19 protein-coding genes, 1 tRNA gene and 1 riboswitch are annotated in these 23,547 nt (G+C 73.5%); of the genes, 7 read left to right on the forward strand and 13 right to left on the reverse strand.

Annotation, left to right across the window (positions count from 1 at the left end; all coding sequences use genetic code 11):
- Positions 1-166: 166 nt before the first annotated feature.
- Positions 167-417: riboswitch (cobalamin riboswitch) on the forward strand.
- 118 nt (positions 418-535) lie between these two features.
- From JL106_RS15075 to JL106_RS15085, 3 genes are read left to right on the forward strand one after another with little or no spacing between them, the layout of a single operon-like run.
- Positions 536-1,834 (forward strand): ABC transporter substrate-binding protein, encoded by a 1,299-nt coding sequence (locus JL106_RS15075; RefSeq protein ID WP_205261564.1) that lies wholly within the window; start codon positions 536-538, stop codon positions 1,832-1,834.
- Positions 1,835-1,844: 10 nt separating this feature from the next.
- Positions 1,845-2,879 carry a FecCD family ABC transporter permease gene (locus JL106_RS15080; protein ID WP_205261737.1) on the forward strand — a complete coding sequence of 345 codons (1,035 nt, stop codon included), beginning with the start codon at positions 1,845-1,847 and terminating at the stop codon, positions 2,877-2,879.
- Positions 2,879-3,706 carry an ABC transporter ATP-binding protein gene (locus JL106_RS15085; RefSeq protein WP_205261565.1) on the forward strand — a complete coding sequence of 276 codons (828 nt, stop codon included), beginning with the start codon at positions 2,879-2,881 and terminating at the stop codon, positions 3,704-3,706. Before JL106_RS15080 ends, JL106_RS15085 begins: the two co-directional genes overlap by 1 nt.
- Before the next feature lie 29 nt (positions 3,707-3,735).
- Here the strand turns inward: JL106_RS15085 and JL106_RS15090 are convergent.
- The 9 genes from JL106_RS15090 to JL106_RS15130 form a co-directional block, all read right to left on the reverse strand.
- Positions 3,736-3,809, reverse strand: a tRNA-Leu gene (locus JL106_RS15090).
- A 93-nt stretch (positions 3,810-3,902) separates the two neighbouring features.
- On the reverse strand, positions 3,903-5,516 hold the full coding sequence (locus JL106_RS15095) for a fibronectin type III domain-containing protein (RefSeq protein ID WP_205261566.1): 1,614 nt from the start codon (positions 5,514-5,516) through the stop codon (positions 3,903-3,905).
- 179 nt (positions 5,517-5,695) lie between these two features.
- Complete coding sequence (locus JL106_RS15100) at positions 5,696-6,682, reverse strand: Ppx/GppA phosphatase family protein (RefSeq protein ID WP_328842510.1); 987 nt, start codon at positions 6,680-6,682, stop codon at positions 5,696-5,698.
- Complete coding sequence (locus JL106_RS15105) at positions 6,679-7,191, reverse strand: DUF501 domain-containing protein (protein WP_205261739.1); 513 nt, start codon at positions 7,189-7,191, stop codon at positions 6,679-6,681. Before JL106_RS15105 ends, JL106_RS15100 begins: the two co-directional genes overlap by 4 nt.
- A 55-nt stretch (positions 7,192-7,246) precedes the next feature.
- Positions 7,247-7,897 carry a septum formation initiator family protein gene (locus JL106_RS15110; RefSeq protein WP_205261567.1) on the reverse strand — a complete coding sequence of 217 codons (651 nt, stop codon included), beginning with the start codon at positions 7,895-7,897 and terminating at the stop codon, positions 7,247-7,249.
- Between the two features lie 7 nt (positions 7,898-7,904).
- Positions 7,905-9,191 (reverse strand): phosphopyruvate hydratase, encoded by a 1,287-nt coding sequence (eno, locus tag JL106_RS15115; protein ID WP_205261568.1) that lies wholly within the window; start codon positions 9,189-9,191, stop codon positions 7,905-7,907.
- 227 nt (positions 9,192-9,418) lie between these two features.
- Positions 9,419-10,420 carry a glucose-6-phosphate dehydrogenase (coenzyme-F420) gene (gene fgd / locus JL106_RS15120; RefSeq protein WP_205261569.1) on the reverse strand — a complete coding sequence of 334 codons (1,002 nt, stop codon included), beginning with the start codon at positions 10,418-10,420 and terminating at the stop codon, positions 9,419-9,421.
- Positions 10,421-10,541: 121 nt separating this feature from the next.
- Positions 10,542-11,576: a homoserine O-acetyltransferase MetX gene (gene metX, locus JL106_RS15125; protein ID WP_328842514.1), complete on the reverse strand. Its 1,035-nt coding sequence runs from the start codon at positions 11,574-11,576 to the stop codon at positions 10,542-10,544.
- 299 nt (positions 11,577-11,875) lie between these two features.
- Entirely contained in the window at positions 11,876-13,207 is a 1,332-nt protein-coding gene (locus JL106_RS15130; protein WP_205261570.1) for a bifunctional o-acetylhomoserine/o-acetylserine sulfhydrylase, read from the reverse strand.
- 256 nt (positions 13,208-13,463) lie between these two features.
- On the opposite strand from JL106_RS15130, the gene JL106_RS22185 reads away from it, so the two are divergent.
- The gene (locus JL106_RS22185) at positions 13,464-13,805 is read left to right on the forward strand and encodes a DUF3817 domain-containing protein (RefSeq protein WP_328842516.1); all 342 of its coding nucleotides are present in this window, start codon (positions 13,464-13,466) and stop codon (positions 13,803-13,805) included.
- A gap of 8 nt (positions 13,806-13,813) precedes the next feature.
- On the opposite strand, the gene ald is transcribed toward JL106_RS22185, so the two are convergent.
- The 3 genes from ald to JL106_RS15150 all read right to left on the reverse strand — a co-directional run bounded on the left by ald (position 13,814) and on the right by JL106_RS15150 (position 17,273).
- On the reverse strand, positions 13,814-14,944 hold the full coding sequence (ald, locus tag JL106_RS15140; RefSeq protein ID WP_236007737.1) for an alanine dehydrogenase: 1,131 nt from the start codon (positions 14,942-14,944) through the stop codon (positions 13,814-13,816).
- Between the two features lie 53 nt (positions 14,945-14,997).
- A complete protein-coding gene (locus JL106_RS15145) occupies positions 14,998-16,377 on the reverse strand; it encodes an aspartate aminotransferase family protein (protein ID WP_205261742.1) in 1,380 nt (459 codons plus the stop codon).
- A gap of 128 nt (positions 16,378-16,505) precedes the next feature.
- Entirely contained in the window at positions 16,506-17,273 is a 768-nt protein-coding gene (locus JL106_RS15150) for a MazG family protein (RefSeq protein WP_328842519.1), read from the reverse strand.
- A 166-nt stretch (positions 17,274-17,439) separates the two neighbouring features.
- On the opposite strand from JL106_RS15150, the gene JL106_RS15155 reads away from it, so the two are divergent.
- Positions 17,440-18,033 (forward strand): arsenate reductase/protein-tyrosine-phosphatase family protein, encoded by a 594-nt coding sequence (locus JL106_RS15155; RefSeq protein ID WP_205261571.1) that lies wholly within the window; start codon positions 17,440-17,442, stop codon positions 18,031-18,033.
- Between the two features lie 47 nt (positions 18,034-18,080).
- On the opposite strand, the gene JL106_RS15160 is transcribed toward JL106_RS15155, so the two are convergent.
- On the reverse strand, positions 18,081-19,001 hold the full coding sequence (locus JL106_RS15160) for a hypothetical protein (protein ID WP_205261572.1): 921 nt from the start codon (positions 18,999-19,001) through the stop codon (positions 18,081-18,083).
- A gap of 260 nt (positions 19,002-19,261) precedes the next feature.
- On the opposite strand from JL106_RS15160, the gene ppc reads away from it, so the two are divergent.
- Positions 19,262-22,099 carry a phosphoenolpyruvate carboxylase gene (gene ppc / locus JL106_RS15165; RefSeq protein WP_205261573.1) on the forward strand — a complete coding sequence of 946 codons (2,838 nt, stop codon included), beginning with the start codon at positions 19,262-19,264 and terminating at the stop codon, positions 22,097-22,099.
- Between the two features lie 130 nt (positions 22,100-22,229).
- Positions 22,230-23,546 (forward strand): UDP-glucose dehydrogenase family protein, encoded by a 1,317-nt coding sequence (locus JL106_RS15170; protein WP_205261574.1) that lies wholly within the window; start codon positions 22,230-22,232, stop codon positions 23,544-23,546.
- Position 23,547: the final 1 nt, after the last annotated feature.

Consider the following 23,547-nt stretch of genomic DNA (forward strand, 5'->3'; position numbering starts at 1 on the left):
TCGTCGGTCGGGCTGGATGATCGGTGCGGTCACGGTACGCGCGCGTCGTCCGGACCGTCCCGACCCCGGCCCGGTGCCGGTCCTCGCGGTGGTCCTTCCCCAGGGCCGTGTCTCGGTCCCGCGCAGCGCGTGACTGTTGATCACCGAACGTGACGGTCCGTGCGGTAGTGTCCGGACCGCTGATGGTCCGTCCGCCGGTCGGTGGCCGGGACAACAGGGAACCCGGTGCGAATCCGGGGCTGCCCCGCAGCGGTGACCGAGGAACGACCGCCACCACGCTCGCACCGGCCCCACGAAGGCCGGGCGCGAGGTCCAGCACTGGGTCCGACGAACCCGGGAAGCGGTGGCGGGAGGAACCCGGGCCTGGCGCCCGGAACGCCCGGGAGTCCGAAGACCTGCCATCGGTGCGCGCGGCCGCCGGCCGGCGCCGTTCGGGACCGCGAGGGACGGTCGCGGGCGTCCGGGCCGCCGCCTGCGCTGCCGCCCGTTCCCCGCTCGGCTCCGGACCCCCCAGGTCGGTCGTCGAGGAGCTCCGGTGTCGCCATCCCCTGCCGTCGTCCGCGCCCCGCGGCGTTCCCTGCGCGCCGCCGCCGTCACGGCGACCGCCGCACTGCTGCTGGCCGGGTGCTCGTCCGGTGGGAACGACCCCGCTCCGACCAGCATCGAGACGGGCCCGGCGACCAGTTCGTCCGGCGCTCCCGGGACGAGCGGCGCCGCCGCGGACGGCCCGGCAGGGACCATCGGCCCGGACGGCTGCGTCGTCGACTTCGACCCGGCCGCCGACTACTTCCCGGACAAGTCCACGCTCACCCACGCCGAGAACTTCGACCTCAGCTACCACGGGTCGTACCAGGTGCTCACCGTGCAGCAGCCGACGCAGGGCGGTTCGCCCGAGTCGTACGTGCTCCTGCGCTGCGGCGCCCCCACGCCCGAGCTGACCGGCGAGCTGGCCGGCGCCACGGTCGTCACGACGCCGGTGCGCTCGGTGTACTCGGGCTCCACCTCGCACCTGCCGAACTTCCCGATCCTGGACCAGCTCGACACACTGACCGGCGTCGCGTCCAAGGCGTTGATCAGCGAACCCGAGGTGCAGGCCCGGGTGGCCGATCCGGAGGTGGCCGAGTACGCGGCCGCCGGCACGGTCGACGCCGAGACGGTGATCGCCGGCCGGCCCGACGTGGTGATCACCGCCGGCACCGACGACCCGGCCTACGCCACCATCTCCGCGGCCGGCGTCCCGGTGCTGGCCGACGCCGAATGGCTGGAGAACGACCCGCTGGGCCGGGCCGAGTGGGTCAAGTACTTCGCCGCGCTCACCGGCACCGAGGCCGAGGCCGCGACCTTCTTCGACCAGCTGACCGCCGACTACCAGCGCATCAAGGACTCCGTCCCGGCCGGCAGCCCCGTCCCGGTGGTGCCCGGTCAGCCCTACCAGGGCACCTGGTACGTGCCGGCCGGTGATTCGTACGGCGCCCGGTTGCTGGCCGACGCGGGCGGCACCACGGCCTGGGCGGACGAGTCCGGCACCGGGTCGATCAGCACCGACCTGGAGAGCGTGCTGGCCCGGGCCCAGGCCGATCCGGTCTGGCTGGCCAGCACCACCTGGACGACGGCGGCGGAGGCACTGGCCGACGAGCCGCGGGTGGCCGAGTTCGCGGCCTTCACCGCGGGCAACGTCTGGAACGCGGCCGCGGACGTCACCGCGGCCGGCGGCAACAACTACTACGAGCTGGGCGTCGCCCGGCCCGACCTCATCCTGGGCGACCTGGTGGCGATCCTGCACCCCGACACCGCGCCGGGCCACGACTTCGCCTTCTACCTGCGGCTCTCCTGACGCGACCGTGCTGAAGTCCCGTCCCACCGCGGTGCTGGCGGTGCTCCTCGTGCTCGCGGTCCTGGCCACCCTGGTGTCGGTGTGTGTCGGGTCCGTCGCCATCCCGCTGGGCTCGACGCTGCGGTACCTCACCGGTGGCGGCGCCGACCCCACCACCACCGTCCTCATCCAGCAGGTGCGGATGCCCCGGACGGCCACCGCCGCGGTGGTCGGCGCCGGACTGGCCGTGGCCGGGCTGCTGCTGCAGACGCTGTTCGCCAACCCGCTGGCCGACCCGTACATCCTCGGGGTGTCCTCCGGCGCGGGACTCGGGGTGGCGATCTCGGTGCTGGGCGGCGGGTCCGCCGCGGCCACCTTCATCAGCTTCGGCGCCACCGGACGGCTGGCCACGGTGGCCGCCGCCGCGGTCGGCGCGCTGGCCGTGCTGGTCATCGTGCTGGTCCTGGGCCGCTGGGTCCGGTCGGTCGTCACCCTGCTGCTGATCGGCGTGATGATCGGGGCGGCCAGCGGCGCGGTGGTGTCGCTGCTGCTGGCCTTCTCCGATCCCAGCCGCATCCAGAAGTACGTGCTGTGGGGCATGGGCTCGGTGAGCGGGGTGACCTGGCCCGACCTGGTCGTGCTGGCCCCGGCGGTCGGGCTCGGCGTGGTGCTGGCCTGGACGTTGGCCGGGCCGCTGAACGCGATGCTGCTGGGTGAGCGGTACGCGGCGAGCCTGGGCGTGCACGTCCGCCAGTTGCGCTGGCTGGTCATCGTGGCCACCGCGCTCATCGCCGGGACGGTGACCGCCTTCTGCGGACCCATCGCATTCCTGGGCATCGCGGTGCCGCACCTGGCCCGGGTCGCGGTCGGACGCGCCGACCACCGGCTGCTGGTGCCGGCCTGCGTGCTGCTGGGCGCGGCCATCTGCATGCTCTGCGGCGTGCTCGCCCAAGTGCCGGCCGGCGAGGGAGTGCTGCCGCTCAACGTGGTCACCGCGGTGGTGGGCGCACCGGTGGTCATCGCCGCGCTGCTGCGCAGCCGGACGCTGTCAGCCGGTGCGGTGTGATGGCGGTGCCCGAGCTCACCGGCGAGGATCTGGCCACCGGCGCCGACCTGACCGTGACCGACGTGACTGTCGGCTATCCCGGGAGCGGCCTCGGCGGTCGCCGCTCCCCCGCCGTGGTGCTGCGCGACCTGAACCTGACCGCCCGCGCCGGCCGGGTCACCGTGCTGCTGGGCGCGAACGGCTGCGGCAAGTCGACGCTGCTGCGGTCGATCGCCGGGCTGCAGCCGGTGCTGGGCGGGACCGTCCGGCTGGGCGTGCAGGACCTGCTGGCCCTGCCGCCGCGGGAGCGGGCCGCGCGGCTGGCCGTGGTCCTCACCGACCGGTTCGATCCGGGCCTGCTGCGCGGCGCCGACGTCGTCGAGCTCGGCCGGTACCCGCACCGCCGGCCCGCCGGCGGGCTGCGGCCGGCCGACCGCGAGGCGATCGACACCGCGGTCGCCGCGGTCCGCGCCGCGCACCTGCTCGAGCGGCCCCTGGCCCGGATGTCCGACGGCCAGCGGCAGCGCATCCTCATCGCCCGCGCCCTGGCCCAGCAGCCGGGTGCGCTGCTGCTGGACGAGCCGACCGCGTTCCTGGACGCCCCGGCCCGCCTCGAGCTGCTGGCCGTACTCGGCCGGATCGCCGCTCAGCGGTCGATCCCGGTGCTGGTCACCAGTCACGACGTCGAACTGGCCGTGCGGGCCGACGGCGACGCCTGGCTGATCGGCGGCGGCCGGACGGTCAGCGGCCCACTGCGCGAGCTGGCCGCCGACGGGTCCATCGCCGCCGCGTTCGACACGCCCGCGGTGGAGTGGGACGCCGACGGCGCCCGGTTCCGGCTGCGCTGAGCCCGTCGCGCCGGAGCACACGTCACCCGTGCCCCCGGTGGGATTCGAACCCACACTCGGACCCTTTTAAGGGGCCTGCCTCTGCCGGTTGGGCTACGGGGGCGGTGATCCCGCACCCGGCCGGCGCCCGGAACGAGACCGGGCCCAGCGTGCCAGATCGGCACGCCGGGCCCGGACGGTGGTGCGAGGCGCGGTGTCAGTTCGCGGCGACGCCCAACGCCTGGACGCCGGCGAAGGACCCCGGGACGGTGGCGATCGGGTCGCCGCCATCGGGGGCGTAGCGCAGCAGTCCGTCCGCGGTGGCCGCGGACAGCACGCCGTCGGCGTCGACCGTGAACGGCACCAGACCGGGGAGGTCGTTCAGCGGGATCGTCTGCAGCGTGGTCGTGCCGGCCGCGAACAGCTGGACGTCCTTGACCGACAGGTCCTCGACGCAGCTGGGCACCGGCACCGAGCAGCGGCTCTGGGTCTGCATGCGGTAGAAATCGCCGCCGGCGGTGAAGGTCGCCGAGTCGTAGGCGTAGCGGACGAACGGCACGGCCTGATAGGTCACGGCGTTCGGCGCGTACCGCTGGTACAACCGGGACCCGCTGGCGCCGTTGGCGATCCGCTGGAACATGATGGTGCCGTCAGCGGTCTCGGTGATGTCCTCGATGTACTGGCTGTCCGGGAGCGGACGGACGACCCGAGGGCCGCCGTTCGCCGGGAAGTCGCTGCGGCGCAGTTGGGTGTCGCTCGCCCCGTCCGAGAAGACGGTGGCGGTGCCGGCGGCGTCGACCCCGACCTCCCCGCCGACGATGTCGGTGGCGAGCACGGTCTCCGTGCCCGTCACCGGGATCCGGCGGAGCTTGGATCCGTCGACCAGGAACACGGTCCCGTCAACGCCGAGTGCGACGTCGAGATCGCCGGTCCCGGTGGCGATCGTCCGGGTCGTGCCGGCCGTCAGGTCCAGCACGGTGACGGCATCGGCCGCGTCGTCCAGCACGGCGACGCGGTCGCCGTTGACCACGATCTGGGCGTCCTCGGCGAACGTCGTGTCGCTCAGCGGCGTGATCTCCTGCTGCGCGCCCGGCACGATCTTCACCAGCCGGTCCGTCGCGGTGTCGATGGCCACCAGCGGCAGCCCGGTCGGCTCCGGCTCCGGCTCCGGCGCGGTCACTGTGGCGGTGGCCGCGGCGCCGGCTCCGGCGGACGACGAGGCGGTCACCGAGACCGTGTACTGCACCCCCGGCACCAGGCCGGTGAGGACCGTGCCGGTGGCGGTGGCCGGCAGGTCCACCGGGCCCACATCGGGCTGACCGGCAGCCTTGGCGACCACCCGGTAGCCGGTGATCGGCGATCCGCCGGTGGTGGCCGGCGCGGACCAGCCGATCTTCGCCGATCCGGTCGGCTGCCCGTCGGTGCTGACGGTCAGCTTCGTCGGTGCGGCCGGCGGGGTGGCCGGCGCCGTCAGGGTGACGGTCGCGGTGGCCGGCTGGCTGAGGCCGCGGAAGCTCAGCGCCAGCACCTGGATCCGGTACTGCGCGCCCGCCTTGGCCGCCAGCGTCAGGCTGCGCAGCACACGCGGGACGACGCGGACCGTCGACGGGCCGGCCCCCTGCTTGGTCGGGACGGCGGTGACCAGGTACCCGAACACCCCGGCCGAGCCGGACGCCGGCGCCTGCCACTTCGCCTGCAGGGTGGCCGGCCCGGTCTGGGTCACGGTCAGCGCGGCCGGCGCCGACGGCTTGGCCGGCCACCGGACGGCGGCACCGGCCGGCGCGGTGACCCCCACGAACATCACGAACACCGCGAACAGCACCGCGCTCACGCGCTTCATCGCATCCCCCGGGATCAAGGTGAACGAGCTGTGTCCCGTTCGGGCGAATCGTAGGGGTTCGACCGTCCTTCGGGTCGAGTGTCTGGAAACGACACCTGCGCATCGTGATCGAATTTCACCCGATCGGACCACAGAAACGTCTGCGGAGCGCGGACCGGGACGTCACACGGTCACGCCAACGACAGCGCCAAGCCGTCCAGGATGTCGTGCTCGGAGACGGTCACGGTGGTGATCGGGCCCTGCGGGCGCCCCGCGGTGGCCGTGCCGACCAGGTCGAGCAGCTCGGCCAGGATGAGCGAGCCGCCGCCGATGACGTCGACCCGGCCGGGGTGCATGAAGGGCAGCACGGCCCGGTGCGCGCGGGTGGCCGCCAGCATGGTGTCGGCCACCCGCCGGACGTCCGCCGAGCCGATCTCCGAGAGGTGGATGACGGCCGGGTCGTACCGGGGCAGCCGCCGGGCCGCGGCGGCCACGGTGGTGGCGGTGCCGGACACCGCGATGAACCGGGCGGTGCGGGCGATCGGCTGCTGGGCCAGGCCACCGGTCAGCAGGCCGCGCGCCCAGTCCCGGGCCTCGGCGCGCTCGGCCGCGGTCGGCGGGTCACCGCGCAGGATGCGCTCGGTGATCCGGACGCAGCCCAGGTCCAGGCTCACCGCGCCGGTGAGCTCGGGCCGTCCGTCGACCACCGAGCCGGTGACCATCTCGGTCGAGCCGCCGCCGATGTCGACGACCAGGAACGGGCCGCCGGCCGGGTCGACGTCGCCGACGCCGCCGATGAAGGACAGCTCGGCCTCCTCCTGTCCGGTGATCACCTCCGGGTCCTGGCCGAGCGTCTCGCGGACCATGGCCACGAAGTCGGCGCGGTTCTGCGCGTCCCGGGTGGCCGAGGTGGCGGCCATCCGGACGAACTGGGCTCCGCAGGAGCGCAGCACGGCGGTGTAGTCGGCCAGCGCCCGCCAGGTGCGGTCCAGCGCCTGGGGCGCCAGTCGGCCGGTGGCATCCACCCCCTCGCCGAGGCGCACCACCCGCATCTCCCGGTGCACGTCGGTCAGCCGGCGTCGGCCGTCGGGTCCGGTGGCGATGTCGGCGACCAGCAGGCGGATGGAGTTGGTGCCGCAGTCGATGGCCGCCACCCGCACCGAGCCCGAAGTACTCACGGCGCCTCGTCCGGCTCGGACGGCGCGGCGTCCAGTCGGGCGCAGGCCGGCTCCCCGCGGAAGAACTCGCCCAGCCGGTCCACCGCCTCGTCGCCCAGCGGGTTGACCCCGCGACCGACGGCCAGCGAGTGGGCGACCAGCACGTGCAGGCACTTGACCCGGTCGGGCATGCCGCCGGCCGACACCGCGGTGCCCAGGTCGGTGATCGCGTTCCGTTCGGCCAGGTAGGCCTCGTGCGCCGCGCGGTACCGGGCGGCCAGGTCGTCGTCGGCGCCGAGCCGATCGGTCATCTCCCGCATCAGCCCGGCCGACTCCATCCGACTGACCGCGGCGTTGACGGCCGAGCAGCACAGGTAGTACAGGGTCGGGAACGGGGTGCCGTCCGGCAGTCGGGGCGCGGTCTGCAGCACGGCCGGCACCTGGTGGTCGCACCGGTACCGCACGGCCAGCACCCCGCGCGGCGGTCGGCCCAGCTCGCGGACCAGGGCGGCCCGGTCCGCCGAGGTCAACGGATCGGCGGTCGGTGCGGTCGTGCCCGGATCGGACACCGGCTCGGTCACGGGCTCAGCCACCGGGCTGCTCGGCCAGCGAGGACCCGCCCGAGCCGGCACCGGACGCGCCCGTGATGGCACCGGATGCCGTGACGTCGGTCCCGGCACCCGGCTGGCTGACCGTGTCCCACAGCTCCTGGTACCAGGGCAGCGACGGCTCCGGCGGCGCGGCCACGGTGGGTGCGGGCGCCTCCAGGCCAGGCGCGTAGACGGTGAAGACGGTCTCGCCCGGCGTCACCAGCTGCAGCCGGCGCCGGGCCTCGGTGCGCAGGTAGTCCGGGTCCTGCAGCGCGGCGATCTGCGCGTCAAGCGCATCCCGTTGCTCCTCGAGGTGCTGCTGCGCCTGGACGGACTCGGCCTGCGCGGCCTTCTGGTCCAGGTAGGAGCGCAGCGGGAAGGCCACGGCCAGGGCCACGGCGCACAGCACCAGGCCGAGCAGCGCCAACTGCCGGGCCAGGGCCGAGGTGCGCGGACGCGCCCCACCCGCCCGTCCGGCCGCGGGGGTGCCGGAGCGGGTCGAGGCGGTGGCGGTGCCGGGTCGGCCCGACGCGGGCCGGGACCCGGACCGACCGAGCCGGTCGCTGCGCCCCGCCGACCCGGAGCGGGCCGTGGGGGCGGCCGGCCGAGCACCGGCTCGGCCGTCCCGTCGAGGCGCAGCGACCATCAGCGGATCAGATTCCCGGGGTGAACCGCGGGAAGGCGAGCTCCCCGAGGTAGCGCGCCGCGTCACCGAGGTTCTCCTCGATGCGCAGCAGCTGGTTGTACTTGGCGACGCGGTCGGACCGGGCCGGCGCGCCCGTCTTGATCTGCCCGCAGCCGGTGGCCACGGCCAGGTCGGCGATGGTGGTGTCCTCGGTCTCGCCCGAGCGGTGGCTCATCATGCAGCGGTAGCCCGCGGCGTGGGCCAGGGTGACCGCGTCCAGGGTCTCCGACAGCGTGCCGATCTGGTTGACCTTGACCAGCAGGGCGTTGGCCGCGCCGCGGGAGATGCCCTCCTCGAGCCGCTCCGGATTGGTCACGAACAGGTCGTCGCCGACGAGCTGGATCTTGTCGCCGAGCGCGCCGGTGATCGAGACCCAGCCGTCCCAGTCGTCCTCGGACAGCGGGTCCTCGATCGAGACGATCGGGTAGTCGGACACCAGTTGTGTATAGAACGCGATGAGCTCGTCGGCCGAGTGCGACGCGCCCTCGAACTGGTAGGAACCGGCTGAGTGGAACTCGGTGGCGGCCACGTCCATGGCCAGCGCGATGTCGGTGCCCAGGGTGAACCCGGCCTGGCCGATGGCCTCGACGATGAGGTCCAGCGCGGCCCGGCTGTTGGCGACGGCCGGGGCGAACCCGCCCTCGTCGCCGAGCGCGGTCGACAGGCCGGCCTTCTTCAGCACCGCCTTGAGGCTGTGGTAGGTCTCGGCGCCCCAGCGCAGCGCCTCGCGGAACGTCGGCGCGCCGATCGGCGCGATCATGAACTCCTGCACGTCGACGCCGCTGTCCGCGTGCGCGCCACCGTTGACGATGTTCATCATCGGCACCGGCAGGATGTGCGCGTTCGGGCCGCCCAGGTAGCGGAACAGCTCCAGCTCGGCGGACTCGGCGGCCGCCTTGGCCACGGCCAGCGAGACGCCCAGGATGGCGTTGGCGCCGATCCGGCCCTTGTCGGGGGTGCCGTCCAGGTCGATGAGCTTCTGGTCGATGACGCGCTGCTCGATGGCGTCGTAGCCGATCAGCTCCGGGCCGATCTCGTCGAGCACGGCCTCGACGGCCTTCTGCACGCCCTTGCCGAGGTAGCGGGCGGAGTCGCCGTCCCGCAGCTCGACCGCCTCGTGCTCGCCGGTGGAGGCGCCCGACGGCACGGCCGCGCGGGCCAGCGAGCCGTCGTCCAGCGCCACCTCGACCTCCACGGTCGGGTTGCCCCGGGAATCGAGGATCTCGCGAGCGCCGATGAGTTCGATGGCCGCCACTGGGCACGTCCCTTCACTACGGGTCTGGGTGTTCGGCTGGGCTGGATGCCGTGGGCCTGGCGGCCGCACGGAGGTCGGGGTCGGCCGGCTCGCTGCCGCATGCAGCGGGCCGGCCCGGCGACGCCCACGACGGGACGAGCGCGCCGGCCCCAGCCTAGGGCCCGGCGTACCCACCGCCCGGACGGACCGGCCGGAGCCGGCCGGGTCCGGCCGGCTCGGAGCGGGGATCAGGTCAGCGCGCGCAGCTTGGGCAGGACCTGCTCGCCGTACAGCTTGAGGAAGCGGTCCTGGTCCGGCCCCGGGGCGTGGAAGACCAGGTGCTTGAAGCCCAGGTCGATGTAGTGCTTGATCCGCTCGACGTGCTCGTCGGCGTCGGTGGAGACGATCCAGCGGGAGGCCGCCTTCTCCACCGGCAGCGCGTCGGCCAGCCGCTGCATCTCGATCGGGTCCTCGACGCCGCTCTTCTGCTCCGGGGTCAGGGCCAGCGCGGCCCAGTGCCGGGTGTCCTGCAGGGCCCGGTCGGCATCGGTGTCGAACGACACCTTCATCTCGATGAGCAGGTCCAGGTCGTCCAGCGTGCGGCCGGCCTTGGTGGCGCCCTCGGTGAGCGCCGGGATGAGGGTGTCCCGGTAGAGCGAGTCCTGCTTGCCCGAGGTGGTGATGAAGCCGGACGCGATCCGGCCGGCCAGCCGGGTGGCGGCCGGGCCGGAGGCGCCGATGTAGACCGGCACCGGGACCTCGGGCTTGTCGTAGATGGTGGCCTTGTCGGTCTGGTAGTAGGTCCCCTCGAAGGTGACCCGGTCCTCCCGCCACAGCGTCTCGATGAGCTGGACGGCCTCCTTGAGCCGGGCGAACCGCTCCTTGCCCTCCGGCCAGGTCAGCCCGAGCGGCACCTCGTTCAGCGACTCGCCGGACCCGACGCCCAGGATGATCCGGCCCGGGTACATGCAGCCCAGGGTGGCGAAGGCCTGGGCGATGACCGCCGGGTGGTAGCGGAAGGTCGGAGTCAGCACCGACGTGCCGAGCAGGACCCGTTCGGTGCGGGCGCCGACGGCACCCAGCCAGGGCAGCGCCGCCGGGGCATGCCCGCCGTCGTGGCGCCAGGGCTGCAGGTGATCGGAGATGAACACCGAGTCGAACCCGGCCTGTTCGGCGGTGACGGCGAAGGCCGCCAGCTCGGTCGGTCCGAACTGCTCGGCGGAGGCCTTGTACCCGATGCGCACGGTCATGCTGTTCTCCTGGACTCGATCTCCTGCACCACGTACAGGGGGCGGACCGTCGGGTGTCGAGCCCGGCGCGACGGGCGCAACCCGGGGCGCCCCGCGGGCCCGCCGGCGGGACCCGCCCACCCTACGACGGGCGATCTCCGGCGCCGGACGGGGCGTCCGGCGCCGGACGGCCCGCCCGGGTCAGCACCGGATCGGCCGTCGGGTGGTCGGTCCGGCCGACCGTCCGGTCCGCGGCCGGTCCCGCGGGCCGGTCGACCACGTCGTCGACGACCTCATCGACGACCTGATCGACCACCTCATCGACGACGGACCGCACCACTGCGGCGATCTGGTCGGCCTCCACCAGGAACCCGTCGTGCCCGTGCTCGGAGGTGATGGTGACCAGTTCCCGGGTGGCCGGTGCGGTCGCGATGGTCCGTCCCTCGTCGGGGAGGTACAGCCGGTCGCTGTCCACCACCACCACGGTGAGGGCGGCGGTGATCCGGGCCAGCGCGGCGGTGACCCCGCCGCGGTCGCGGCCCACGTCGTGCCGGTTCATCGCCTCGGTCAGCGTCACGTAGCTGCCGGCGTCGAACCGGCCGACCAGCTTGGCCCCGTGGTGGTCCAGGTAGGACTGCACGGCGTAGCGACCACCGCGCAGCGGGTCCTCCCCCGGCTGCGCAGCTCGTCCGAACCGGGAGCCGAACTCGGTCGCGGACCGGTAGGTCGCCTGGGCGATCTGCCGGGCCACCGCCAGGCCGGCGTCCGGTCCGGGTCCCGGGTGGTAGTCGCCGCCGACCCAGTCGGGATCGGCCCGGATGGCGGCGAGTTGCGTGCTGCACCAGGCGATCTGATCGGCAGAGGCGGCAGCGGTGGTGGCGATGGCCAGGGCGGCGCGGACCCGGTCCGGCGCCCCGACCGCCCATTCCAGCACCCGCATGCCGCCCATCGACCCACCGATCACCGCGGCGAACTGCTCGATGCCGAGCGCGTCGGCCAGCGCCTGTTCGGCCCGGACCTGGTCGCGGATGGTCAGCGCCGGGAACCGCGATCCGTACGCCCGCCCGTCCGGCGCGGTCGACGACGGGCCGGTGCTGCCGCGGCATCCGCCGAGCACGTTGGGCGCGACGACGAAGTGCCGCGCCGGGTCGAGCGGCCGGGGGGGGGCCCGGCCCACGAGGCCCCCCCCCCGGGGGGGGGGGGGAGGGGCCCCCCCGCCCCCCCCCCCCCCGGGGGGGGGGGGGGCGGGGCCCCCCCCCCGGCCCCACCACGTGGGAGTCGCCGGTGAGGGCGTGCAGCACCAGGACGGCGTTGCTCCGCCGCTCGTCCAGCCGGCCCCAGGTCTGGAACGTCATCCGGACGTCGGGCAGGACCGCCCCACCGTCGGTGGTCAGCGCCCCGATGGACACCAGCCGCCGGTCGGTGCGGTCCCCGTACGCCCGGCCGGCCGGTGCTGCGGACATGGTCGGGACCGGCTCAGGCCGACGAGGCCGCCCGGAACCCGGCCTCCAGGTCGGCCAGGATGTCGTCGATGTTCTCGGTGCCCACGGCCAACCGGATCAGGCCCGGGGTGACGCCGGTGGTGAGCTGCTCGGCCGGGCTGAGCTGGCCGTGCGTGGTGGACGCGGGGTGGATGACCAACGAGCGCACGTCGCCGATGTTGGCCAGGTTGGTGAACAGCCGCAGCGAGTCGGAGAACTTGGCACCGGCGTCCACGCCGCCCTTGATCTCGAACGTCACGATGGGACCGCCACCGAGCGGCGAGTACCGCTGCTGCAGCGCGTGCCATGGGCTGGACGCCAGTCCCGGGTAGGACACCGACTCCACCTCGTCCCGCTCGGCGAGGAACTGCGCGACCCGGGTGGCGTTGGCGCTGTGCCGTTCCACCCGCAGCGACAGCGTCTCGATGCCCTGCGAGATCAGGAACGCGTTGAACGGCGAGATGGCCGGGCCGATGTCGCGCAAGCCCTGCAGCCGGGCCTTGAAGATGTAGGCGACGTTCGCCTTGAACAGCCCCTCCGGGCCGAGGTCACGACCCCAGGTGATGTTGTTGTAGCTCGGGTCCGGCTGGTTGAACCCGGGGAACCGCTCCGGCTCGGCCAGCCAGTCGAAGTTGCCGGAGTCGACGATGACGCCGCCGATGGCGGTGCCGTGCCCACCCAGGTACTTGGTCGCCGAGTGCACCACGATGTCCGCGCCGTGCTCGATCGGTCGGATGAGATACGGAGTCGGGACGGTGTTGTCGACGATCAGCGGCACGCCGACGGAGTGGGCCACGCCGGAGACCCCGGCGAAGTCCAGGACGTCCAGCGCCGGGTTGGAGATCGACTCACCGTAGAACGCCTTGGTGTTCGGCCTGGCCGCCGCCCGCCAGGATTCCAGATCGTCCGCATCCTCGACGAAGTCGACGTCGATGCCCAGCTTGGGCAGCGTGTAGTGGAAGAGGTTGTAGGTCCCGCCGTACAGCCGCGGCGAGGAGACGATGTGGTCGCCGGCCTGGGCCAGGGTCAGGATGGCCAGCGTCTCGGCGGACTGACCGGAGGCGGTCAGCAGCGCGCCGACCCCGCCCTCCAGGGACGCGATCCGGTCCTCGACCACCGCCTGGGTGGGGTTCATGATCCGGGTGTAGATGTTGCCGAGTTCCTCGAGCGCGAACAGCTTGCGGCCGTGTTCGGAGGAGTCGAACGCGTAGGACGTGGTCTGGTAGATCGGCAGCGCCCGCGCCTTGGTGGTCGGGTCCGGGGTCTGGCCGGCGTGGATCTGACGGGTCTCGAAGGCCCACTCGGGGCTGGGGTCCGGGGTGCTCATCTCGGGTTCATCTCCACGGCTGGGACGGTGTCGGGACGGGCGACCCACGTCGGGCCGGCCGGAGTACAGGGCCCGGACCGGCCCGCAGGACCGCGGCCGGAAGTGTATCGGGCGTCACGTTCCCGACTTCCGGGGACGTCACGGGCCGGTCCGGGGGACGCTCCCTGTGACCGGCGTCGCCGGTCGCCGGCGGAACTTCCCGGCCGCCCCGCACGCTCCCGTTCCGGCCCAGCGTCCGTCCCCAGGAGGTTCTCCCGTGCGCTCCCCCAGCACCGTGTCCGTCGCCTACCGGGTCGTCGCCGTGACGGAGGCGGTGACCTGGGTCGGTCTGCTGGTCGGGATGTTCTTCAAGTACATCGCCGAGACCGGGGACCTGGGCGTCACGGTGTTCGGGCCGATCCACGGGGCGGTGTTCGTCCTCTACCTGATCGTCACCCTGGTCGCGGCCCGGGCGTTGCGCTGGTCGCTGTGGACGACCCTGTTCGCGCTCGCGGCGTCGGTGCCGCCACTGGCCACGCTGATCTTCGAGGTCTGGGCCGAGCGGACCGGCCGGCTCGACCCCGCGCGGGCGGCCGGGACGGCGGTCCCGGCCGCCTGATCGACGCGTCAGCCGACGGTCAGCAGCCCCGCCGGGTCGCGGTACGCCAGGCCGTGCGCCTGGGCCACCGGCGCAGTCGTGAGCTCCCCGCGCACGGTGGACAGCCCCCGGGCCAGCGCCACGTCGTCGGCCGCCGCGCCCAGCACGCCGCGGTCCGCCACCTTGACCAGGTAGGGCAGGGTGGCCGAGGTCAGGGCCAGGGTCGAGGTGCGGGCGACCGCGCCGGGGATGTTGGCCACGCAGTAGTGCACGACGCCCTCCTCGACGTAGGTCGGGTCGGAATGCGTGGTGGGACGGCTGGTCTCGAAGCACCCACCCTGGTCGATGGCGATGTCGACGACCACACTGCCGGGCCGCATGCTGGCCACCATCTCCCGGGACACCAGCTTGGGGGCCTTGGCCCCGGGCACCAGTACGGCCCCGATGACCACGTCGGACTCGGCCACCGCGGCGGCGGTGCGGGCCCGGTTCGGCGTCACGAGATCCAGTCGGCCGCCGAAGATGTCGGACAGGTAGGCCAGCCGGGCCGGGCTGGTGTCCATCACCGTGACCAGCGCCCGCATGCCCGCGGCGATCTTGGCCGCCTCGGTACCGGACACCCCACCGCCGATGATGGTCACCCGGGCGGCCGGCGTCCCGGGCACCCCACCGAGCAGGATCCCGGCGCCGCCCGCCGGGCTCTCCAACGCGTGCGCAGCGGCCTGCACGGCCATCCGGCCGGCCACCTCGCTCATCGGGGTCAGCAGCGGCAGCTTGCGGTCGTCGGTCTGCACCGTCTCGTAGGCGATGGAGTCGATGCGGCGCTCCAGCAGGAACTCGGTGAGCTCCTGGTCCGCGGCCAGGTGCAGGTAGGTGAACAGCTGCTGGCCCTCGCGGAAGCGGTGGTACTCGGCCGGCACCGGCTCCTTGACCTTGACGATCAGGTCAGCCGCGGCGAACACCGCGTCGGCGGAGTCGACCAGGGTGGCCCCGGCCGCCGCGTACTCGGTGTCGGAGAACCGGGACCCGACGCCGGCGCCGCGCTCCACCACCACCTGGTGGCCGTGGTGCACCAGCTCGTGCACGCCGTCCGGCTGCACCGACACCCGGTTCTCGTTGTCCTTGATCTCCTTGGGCACCCCGACGACCAGTCGCGACATTCCTGTTCCCCTCTCCGATGTCTCGTCCGTCCCCGACGGCAGCACCTGCGGCGTCACAGCTGGGCCCAGGCGTCGGTGAGCACCGTGCGCATGGCCGCCTCGATCTGGTCGAACTCGGCCGGCCCACAGATCAGCGGCGGCGCGAACTGGACCACGGCGTTGCCGCGGTCGTCGCAGCGGCAGTAGACGCCGGCCTCCCACATCCCGGGGGCGACGACGCCGCGCAGGATCCGCTCGCAGTCGTCGCGACTGAACGGCTCCTTGGTCGCCCGGTCGCGGACCAGCTCCACCGACCAGAAGTACCCGGCGCCGCGCACGTCCCCGACGATGGGCAGGTCCAGCAGCTGCTCCAGGGTGCGGCGCAGCGTGTCCTCGTGGCGCCGCACGTGGCCCAGCAGGTCGTCCCGCTCGAACAGGTCCAGGTTGGCCAGCGCCACCGCGCAGGCCACCGGATGCCCGCCGAAGGTGTACCCGTGCGGGAAGGTCACAGTGCCCCGGCTGAACGGCTCGAAGATCCGGTCCGAGATGATCGCCGCCCCCAGGGCCGCGTACCCCGAGGTGAGACCCTTGGCGCTGGTGATGATGTCGGGCTGGTACCCGAATCGTTCGGCGCCGAACATGGCGCCCAGCCGGCCGTACGCACAGATCACCTCGTCGGAGACCAGCAGCACGTCGTGCCGGTCGCAGATCTCCCGCAGCCGCTCGAAGTACCCGGGCGGTGGCGGGATCGACCCGCCGGCGTTCTGCACCGGTTCGACGAACACCGCGGCCACCGAGTCGGGCCCCTCGGCCAGGATGGCCTCCTCGACGCGGTCGGCGGCCCATCGCCCGAACGCCTTCTCGTCGTCGGCGAACGGCTCCGGGGCGCGGTAGAAGTCGGTGTTCGGCACTCGGAAGGTGCCCGGCACCAACGGTTCGAACGCGTGCTTGAAACCCGGGACCCCGGTGATGGACAGCGCTCCCTGGGTGGTGCCGTGGTAGGCCACGGCGCGGCTGATCACCTTGGTCTTGTTCGGCCGGCCGGTCAGCTTGAAGTACTGCTTGGCCACCTTCCAGGCCGTCTCGACGGACTCGCCGCCGCCGGACGAGAAGAAGACCTTGTTCAGGTCGCCGGGAGCGAGCGCGGCCAGCCGGTCGGCCAGTTCGATGGCCGGCGGCGTGGCGTAGGACCAGATCGGGAAGTACGGCAGCGTCCGCAGCTGCCGGTCCGCGGCCACCGCCAGTTCCTCACGGCCGTACCCGGCCTGCACGACGAAGAGCCCGGACAGCGCGTCCAGGTAGCGCTTGCCCTTGGTGTCGAACAGGTACGCCCCCTCGCCGCGGGCGACCACCGGCACCGGGTCGGTCGCGGCGCTGCCCATCCGGGTGAAGTGCATCCACAGGTGGTCGGCGGCCCCGGAGTCGGGCGCCGATGCGTGGTCGGCGGCGATCATGCTCATGACGGGGATCCTCTCGGCAGCGGGTCCGGGCACGCATCCGGGGAACGGTCCGCCACGGCGACGCGCACCGCCGATTCTGCCGCCGGTCGGGGTCGGGCGACGGCCCGACACCCGCCGGTCGATCAGCCCGTGGTCGCCTCGGCGTCGGCCTCGGGGGCGGCATCGGATCCGGGGTGACCGGCCGGGTCCGCCGCCTGCAACGCGGCGGCATGGGCACGGGCGACCGCCCGCAGCGCGGTCTCCGGATCCTCGCCCCGGGCGCCGGCGGCGTAGGCGATGCGGAACAGCTCGCCACCCACGCCGGGGTCCTCGGGCAGCGGCACCTCGACGTCGAACTTCGCGGCCCGGGCGCCGAGCTTGCCGGCCAGCGCGGCGGCCGGCTGCCCCAGGGCCACGCCCGACAGCACCCGGCCGCGACCGCGCTCGCCGGCCTTGAGCTGGTCCCAGCGCACCTGCTGGTCGGACGCCGACAGCACCGGCTGGGCCGAGCCGGCGTCGTCGGCCGGGGCGGACTCGTCGCCGACACCGAAGACGTGCGGGTGCCGCCGGACCAGCTTGCCGACCAGATCACCGGCCACGTCGTTGATGTCGAACGGATCGTCCGGGTCCTCCTCGGCGATCCGCGCGTGGAACAGCACCTGCAGCAGCACGTCACCGAGTTCCTCACGGACGGCCGCGCGGTCGCCGCGCTCGACCGCGTCGACGAGCTCGTAGCACTCCTCGACCAGGTAGCGCAGCAGACTGACGTGCGTCTGCTCGGCGTCCCACGGGCAACCGCCGGGCGACCGCAGCCGGTTCATCACCGCCACCGCCTGGAGCAGCCGAGGGGTCGCCGCGCCGGAGTCGCTGCTGTCCCAGCCGTCCACCGTGCCCGCGTGTTCCGGATCCACCCTTGCTCCCTCCGCCCGTGTCCGAGGCACGCTACCCAGCGACCGGGCCGGCGGTCCCGGCGGGCAGTCCCCTCAGGCGGTCCTGTCGGCAGTCCCGTCGGCAGTCCCGTCGGCACGGTCGCGCGACCTCACCCGGACCCTTCGAGGCCGCTGCCAGGATGGCGCCATGCCACCAGCTCCGTTCGAGGTCCTCGTCGTCTGCACCGCGAACCTGTGCCGCTCGCCGATGGCGGAGCGGTTCCTGGGCGCGGCGCTGCAGGAGCTCCAGGAGCAGGGCGTCGGAACGGAGGGGGCCACGGGCTGGACGGTGCGGTCGGCGGGGACCCGGGGGTTCCAGGACCAGCCGATGCACCCGTTGAGCGAGCAGGTCCTGACCGAGCGGGGCGCCTCCGCCGACGGATTCCGGTCGCGGCCGATCACCGCGGAGATGGTGCGGTCGTCCGGTCTGGTGCTGACCGCCGCCCGGGAGCACCGCGCCGCGGTCGTCCAGCTGGTGCCGGCGGCGGTGCGGCGGACCTTCACCCTCCGCCAGTTCGCCCGGCTGTGCGGTGCGGTCCCGCCGATCCCCGCCGACGACCCGCAGGGCTCGGGCAAGCGCCTGGTGACCGAGGCACTGCTGGCGCGCAGTGATGTCCAGCCGGTCGGCGGCGACCTCGACGACCTGGCCGACCCGATCGGTCAGCCGGTCGAGAGTTTCCGTCGCTGCGCCGATCTCGTCCATGAGGCAGTGGCGGCGATCGTCGCACCGCTGCGTCGGTGACCCCGCCGGACGATCCGGGGAGGGGCACCGTCCCGGATCGCCCCCGGTCACGCCGACAGCGGGCGGTCGACCGCACACTCGGCGTCGGTGCGACGACCGCCGGCCGGGGCCCGACGTCCCGCGACGACGCGCACGGTCCGGGACGCCCGCCCCAGCACCGAGGGCGCATCCTCGGCCGTCGGCGCAGCGGACGGCGTTACCACGGCCTCGGCACACCAGACGGCGACCGCACCGGCCCGGACGGCTGACCTGGTGAACCGCAGGACGTTCCGGTCGCCGTCCGCACGCTGCCGGAACCGCAGCGACGCCGAACGGACGAACTCCCGGTCGAGCAGGAGGTTGCCGGCGGGCGCCGACCGGACGCGGGTGCCGGTCGATGCCGATCGTCGGATCGCTCGCACGCCGGACGCGGGTCGGGTGTCGTCGGACGCCACCGGGCCGGCAACGACATCGGCCCGTGCGGCGCGGTAGGTCGCCAGCAACCGGGCGAGCCACTGGTGGGCCGGCCGGTGCCCGTCGCCCACGAACACCAGGACGTCCCGGCCGTCGGTGCGGTCGAGCACGTCGTCGTGGGCCGCCGCCACACTCGCCCCCGGGGCGTGGACGATCTCGACCGGTGAGCACCACGGCTCGGAGTCGGTCAGGCCGGCGTCCCGTGCCGCCGTCAGGGCGGTCGCCGCGCCACCCTCCGTGCTCCGATCGAGCACCAGCACGCGGCAGTCCCGGGTGAAGCCCCAGCGGGTGATGTCGGCTGCCTGGGCCATGACGTCGGCGATCGTGTTGCCCAGTCCGTCCGACCGTCCGTCGGTCACGATGGCGACGGTGACCGACGGCATGCCGGACCGGCGACCGGCCGGGTCCGGCCGCAGCGTGGGGCGCGGCCCGGCGTCACCGGCGGGCTCGGCGGCCACCGGGAGCCCGTCGACCGCGTCCGTGTGCAGCCCGTGTCCGATCGACACCGTGGTCACTGGTCCTCCCGCCGCCCACGACCCGGCCCTGCGCCGGTTGGAGCACGCTGACGGTAACGCAAGGTGACGCTGCGAGGGATCGATCCCGGTGAAACGGGCAGAGATCACTCGATCGATGCGCCGATCGAGTCGACGATCCACCATCAGCGCCGTTGGATCGTCGTAACGAGGAATCTCTCTGTCCGGTCTTCCGACCGGCGGGGCACGCCACCCTGTTGCCGGACATCGGGCCGTCACAGCGGTGCGGGACCATCGGGGGCATGACCGAGGTGTTGCGTGAGACCGACAGCGGCGAGATCGACGGATCGGACGGTCGGAGCCGGGAACGCTGGGACGACGCCGGATCGGCCGACCTGCGCGCCGACGTCCGCCGGGTGGGCACTCTGCTGGGTGAGACCCTGGTCCGGCAGCACGGACAGGACCTGCTCGACCTGGTCGAACGCGTGCGGGCGCTGACCAAGCAGGCCCAGGACCACGAGCAGCGCGCGGCCGCCACCGCCGAGGTGCGTGCCCTCCTGGCCGAGCTGCCGATCGGGACGGCCAACCGGGTGGTCCGGGCCTTCGCCACCTACTTCCACCTGACCAACGCGGCCGAACAGGTGCACCGGGTGCGGGCACTGCGGGCCCGGCCCGCCGACCAGGGCCACCTGACCACCGCCATCGCCGAGGTCGCGGCCGAACTCGGTCCGGACGAGCTCACCCAGGCCATCCGGGAGCTGTCGGTCACCCCGGTGTTCACCGCCCACCCCACCGAGGCCAGCCGTCGTTCGGTGTTGACCAAACTGCGGCGGCTGGCCGACGTGCTGGCCGAGCCGACGCCCGCCGGCAGCTCCGCCCGTCGCCGTCAGGACCGCGAGCTCGCCGAGCTGGTCGACCTGATCTGGCAGACCGACGAACTGCGGCAGGTGCGGCCCACGCCGGTGGACGAGGCGCGCAACGCCATGTACTACCTGGACACCATCCTGGGCCAGACGCTGCCGGCACTCACCGCCGACCTGGCCGCCGAGCTGCGGGAGCGCGGTGCGGAGCTCGACGCGGAGGCGGTGCCGCTGTCGATGGGCACGTGGATCGGCGGGGACCGTGACGGCAATCCGAACGTGACCGCCTCGGTCACCCGCGAGATCCTGCAGCTGCAACACCGTCTCGCCCACGACGTCGCGGTCCGGGCGATCGACGAGGCGATCAGGATGCTGTCCAGCTCGGTGGACATCGTGGCCGTCTCTCCCGCCCTGCTCGCCTCCGTCGAGCAGGACCTGGCCCGACTGCCGCGACTGGACCCGCGGGTCAAGGAACTCAACCGGGCGGAGCCGTACCGGCTGAAGCTGACCTGCGTCAAGGCCAAGCTGATCAACACGGCGGCCCGGGTGGCCGGCGACCGCCAGCACGAGCCCGGGCGTGACTACGCCGACCGGGCCGAGCTGCTGGCCGATCTGGCCGTGGTGCACGACTCCCTGGTCGAGCACGCCGGCGAGCTGGCCGCCGGTGGGGTGCTGGCCACGGTGCGCCGCACGCTGGCCGCGGTCGGTCTGCACGCCGCCACCATGGACATCCGCGAGCACGCCGACGCGCACCATCACGTGATCGGCCTGCTGCTCGACCGTCTCGGCGAACTGCCTGGACCGTACGAGCAGCTCCCCCACGCGCAGCGGCGGGACGTGCTGGCCGCCGAACTGGCCTCGCGCCGGCCGCTGGCCGGGCGGTTCCCCGCGCTGGACGCCGACGCCGAGCGGACCGCGTCGGTGTTCGACGAGATCCGCCGGGCCCAGGCCACCTACGGCCCGGAAGTGATCCGCACGTACATCATCTCGATGACCAAGGGCAGCGACGACGTGCTCGCGGCGGTGCTGCTGGCCCGCGAGGCGGGACTGGTCGACCTCCAGGGCGATCCGGACGTGCGAGGCCGGGAACCGTTCGCCGCCATCGGGTTCGCACCGCTGCTCGAGACGGTCGAGGAGCTGCGCCACTCCGGTGACGTGCTGGACGAACTGCTGTCCGAACCGAGCTACCGGGAACTCGTGCGGCTGCGCGGCGACACCCAGGAGGTCATGCTCGGCTACTCGGACTCCAACAAGGACGCCGGCATCACCACCAGCCAGTGGGAGATCCACAAGACGCAGCGCCGGCTGCGGGACGTCGCGGCTCGGCACGGTGTCTCACTGGTGCTGTTCCACGGCCGCGGTGGCAGTGTCGGCCGGGGCGGCGGGCCGACCTACGACGCGATCCTGGCCCAGCCGCACGGCGCGCTGGACGGCGCCATCAAATTCACCGAGCAGGGCGAGGTGATCAGCGACAAGTACGCGCTGCCCGAGCTGGCTCGGGAGAACCTCGAGCTCACCCTGTCCGCCACGCTGCGCGCGTCCACCCTGCACCGTGGGCCCCGGCAGGACGCCGACGAGCTGCGCCGGTGGGACGAGGTGATGGAGACGGTCAGCGACGCCGCCTTCGCCACCTACCGCCGGCTCATCGACGACCCCGAACTGCCGGCCTACTTCCTGGCCTCCACCCCGGTGGAACAGCTCGGGTCGCTGAACATCGGCTCGCGACCGTCCCGCCGGCCGGACTCCGGGGCCGGGCTGGGCGGGTTGCGGGCCATCCCCTGGGTGTTCGGCTGGACTCAGTCGCGGCAGATCATCCCCGGCTGGTTCGGGGTCGGCTCCGGCCTGCGTGCGGCCCGGGAGTCCGGCTCCGGTGAGCTGCTCGACCGGCTGCACGACCGGTGGCACTTCTTCCGGACGTTCCTGTCCAACGTGGAGATGACCCTGGCCAAGGCCGACATGGGCATCGCCGCGCTCTATGTCGACGCGTTGGTGCCGTCCGGGCTGCACCGGCTGTTCGACCAGATCCGCGCCGAGCACGAGCTGACCATGACCGAGGTGCTCCGCCTCACCGGCGGGCGGCGGCTGCTCGACGGCCAGCCGGTGCTGCAGGGCACCCTGGCCGTGCGCGAGCCGTACCTGGCGCCGATCTCCTACCTGCAGGTCGACCTGCTGGCGCGCATCCGGGCCGCAACCACGACCGAGGAGATCGACCCGCAGCTGCAACGCGCGATGCTGGTCACCGTCAACGGGGTCGCCGCGGGCATGCGGAACACCGGGTGAGCCGGGCCACCGTCGACGCAGCGACAGCTCACACCCGTTCGGGAGTCGGTACGCCTACGATCGAGGCGCCGGAGGGGGTCCGGCGAACCATCGTCCGGCCCGTCGGGGGCCCGTGTGCTACGGAGATGCCATGACCACCATGACCGTCATCGGCTGCGGCTACCTGGGCGCGGTGCACGCCGCGTGCATGGCCCAGTTGGGACACGACGTGGTCGGTGTCGACGTGGACGCCGCCAAGATCGCGCTACTGAACAAGGGGCAGACGCCGTTCTACGAGCCCGGCTTCGAGGCCGTGCTGGCCGAGGCCCTGGAGTCCGGGCGGTTGTCGTTCAGCACCGACATGTCGGCCGCCTCCGGGCGCTCGGTGCACTTCGTGTGCGTCGGCACCCCGCAGAAGCGCAACGAGTACGCGGCCGACATGGCCTACGTGGACGCCGCGGTGCACGCCCTGCTACCGCACCTGTCCCCCGGCGACCTGGTCGTCGGCAAGTCGACGGTCCCGGTGGGCACGGCCGCCCGGCTGGCCGAGCTGGTGGCCCGGACGCAGCCGGAGGCGGCGCTGGCCTGGAACCCCGAGTTCCTGCGGGAGGGCTTCGCGGTCGAGGACACGCTGCATCCGGACCGGCTGGTCTACGGCATCCCGTCCGGCGCCTCGGGTGAGTGGGCGCAGGCCCGGCTCGACGAGGTGTACGCCACCCCGCTGCAGGCCGGCACGCCCCAGGTCGTCACCGACTACGCCACCGCCGAGCTGGTCAAAGCGGCGGCCAACTCGTTCCTGGCCACCAAGATCTCGTTCATCAACGCGATGGCCGAGGTGTGCGAGGCCAGCGGTGCCGACGTCACCCAACTGGCCGACGCCATCGGCTACGACGCGCGCATCGGGCGCCGGTTCCTCAACGCCGGGCTGGGCTTCGGCGGCGGCTGCCTGCCCAAGGACATCCGGGCGTTCATGGCCCGCGCCGGGGAGCTGGGCGCCGACCAGGCCCTGGCCTTCCTCCGGGAGATCGACTCGATCAACATGCGGCGCCGGGTGCGCATGGTCGACCTGGCCCGCGAGGTGTGCGGCGGGTCGATCGTCGGCCGCCGGGTGGCCGTGCTGGGCCTGGCCTTCAAGCCGAACAGCGACGACATCCGCGACTCCCCCTCCCTGAACGTCGCCGCCCAGATGCGGCTGCAGGGTGCGTCGGTGGTGTGCACCGACCCGCAGGCGGTGGAGAACGCGCAGCGGGCGTGGCCGGACCTGACCTACGCGAGCACGGCCGAAGAGGCCGCTGCCGGCGCCGACCTGGTGCTGGTGCTCACCGAGTGGGACCAGTACCGCAACCTGGACCCCGAGGTGTTCGGCGCCGTGGTGGGCCGGCGCCGCATCCTGGACGGCCGCAACGCCCTCGACCCGGTGGCGTGGCGCGCGGCCGGCTGGACCTACCGAGCGCTGGGCCGCCCCTGAG

This window comes from Nakamurella leprariae, assembly GCF_016918035.1.
Taxonomy (GTDB): Bacteria; Actinomycetota; Actinomycetes; order Mycobacteriales; family Nakamurellaceae; genus Nakamurella; species Nakamurella leprariae.

Excerpts from the sequence above, each read along its gene's own strand:
- JL106_RS15110 (WP_205261567.1), bottom strand. The coding sequence starts at position 7,897 with ATGGTCGCTGCGCCTCGACGGGACGGCCGAGCCGGTGCTCGGCCGGCC.
- JL106_RS15170 (WP_205261574.1), top strand. The coding sequence starts at position 22,230 with ATGACCACCATGACCGTCATCGGCTGCGGCTACCTGGGCGCGGTGCAC.
- JL106_RS15145 (WP_205261742.1), bottom strand. The coding sequence starts at position 16,377 with ATGATCGCCGCCGACCACGCATCGGCGCCCGACTCCGGGGCCGCCGAC.
- JL106_RS15130 (WP_205261570.1), bottom strand. The coding sequence starts at position 13,207 with ATGAGCACCCCGGACCCCAGCCCCGAGTGGGCCTTCGAGACCCGTCAG.
- JL106_RS15155 (WP_205261571.1), top strand. The coding sequence starts at position 17,440 with ATGCCACCAGCTCCGTTCGAGGTCCTCGTCGTCTGCACCGCGAACCTG.
- JL106_RS15085 (WP_205261565.1), top strand. The coding sequence starts at position 2,879 with ATGGCGGTGCCCGAGCTCACCGGCGAGGATCTGGCCACCGGCGCCGAC.
- ald (WP_236007737.1), bottom strand. The coding sequence starts at position 14,944 with ATGTCGCGACTGGTCGTCGGGGTGCCCAAGGAGATCAAGGACAACGAG.
- fgd (WP_205261569.1), bottom strand. The coding sequence starts at position 10,420 with ATGACCGTGCGCATCGGGTACAAGGCCTCCGCCGAGCAGTTCGGACCG.
- ppc (WP_205261573.1), top strand. The coding sequence starts at position 19,262 with ATGACCGAGGTGTTGCGTGAGACCGACAGCGGCGAGATCGACGGATCG.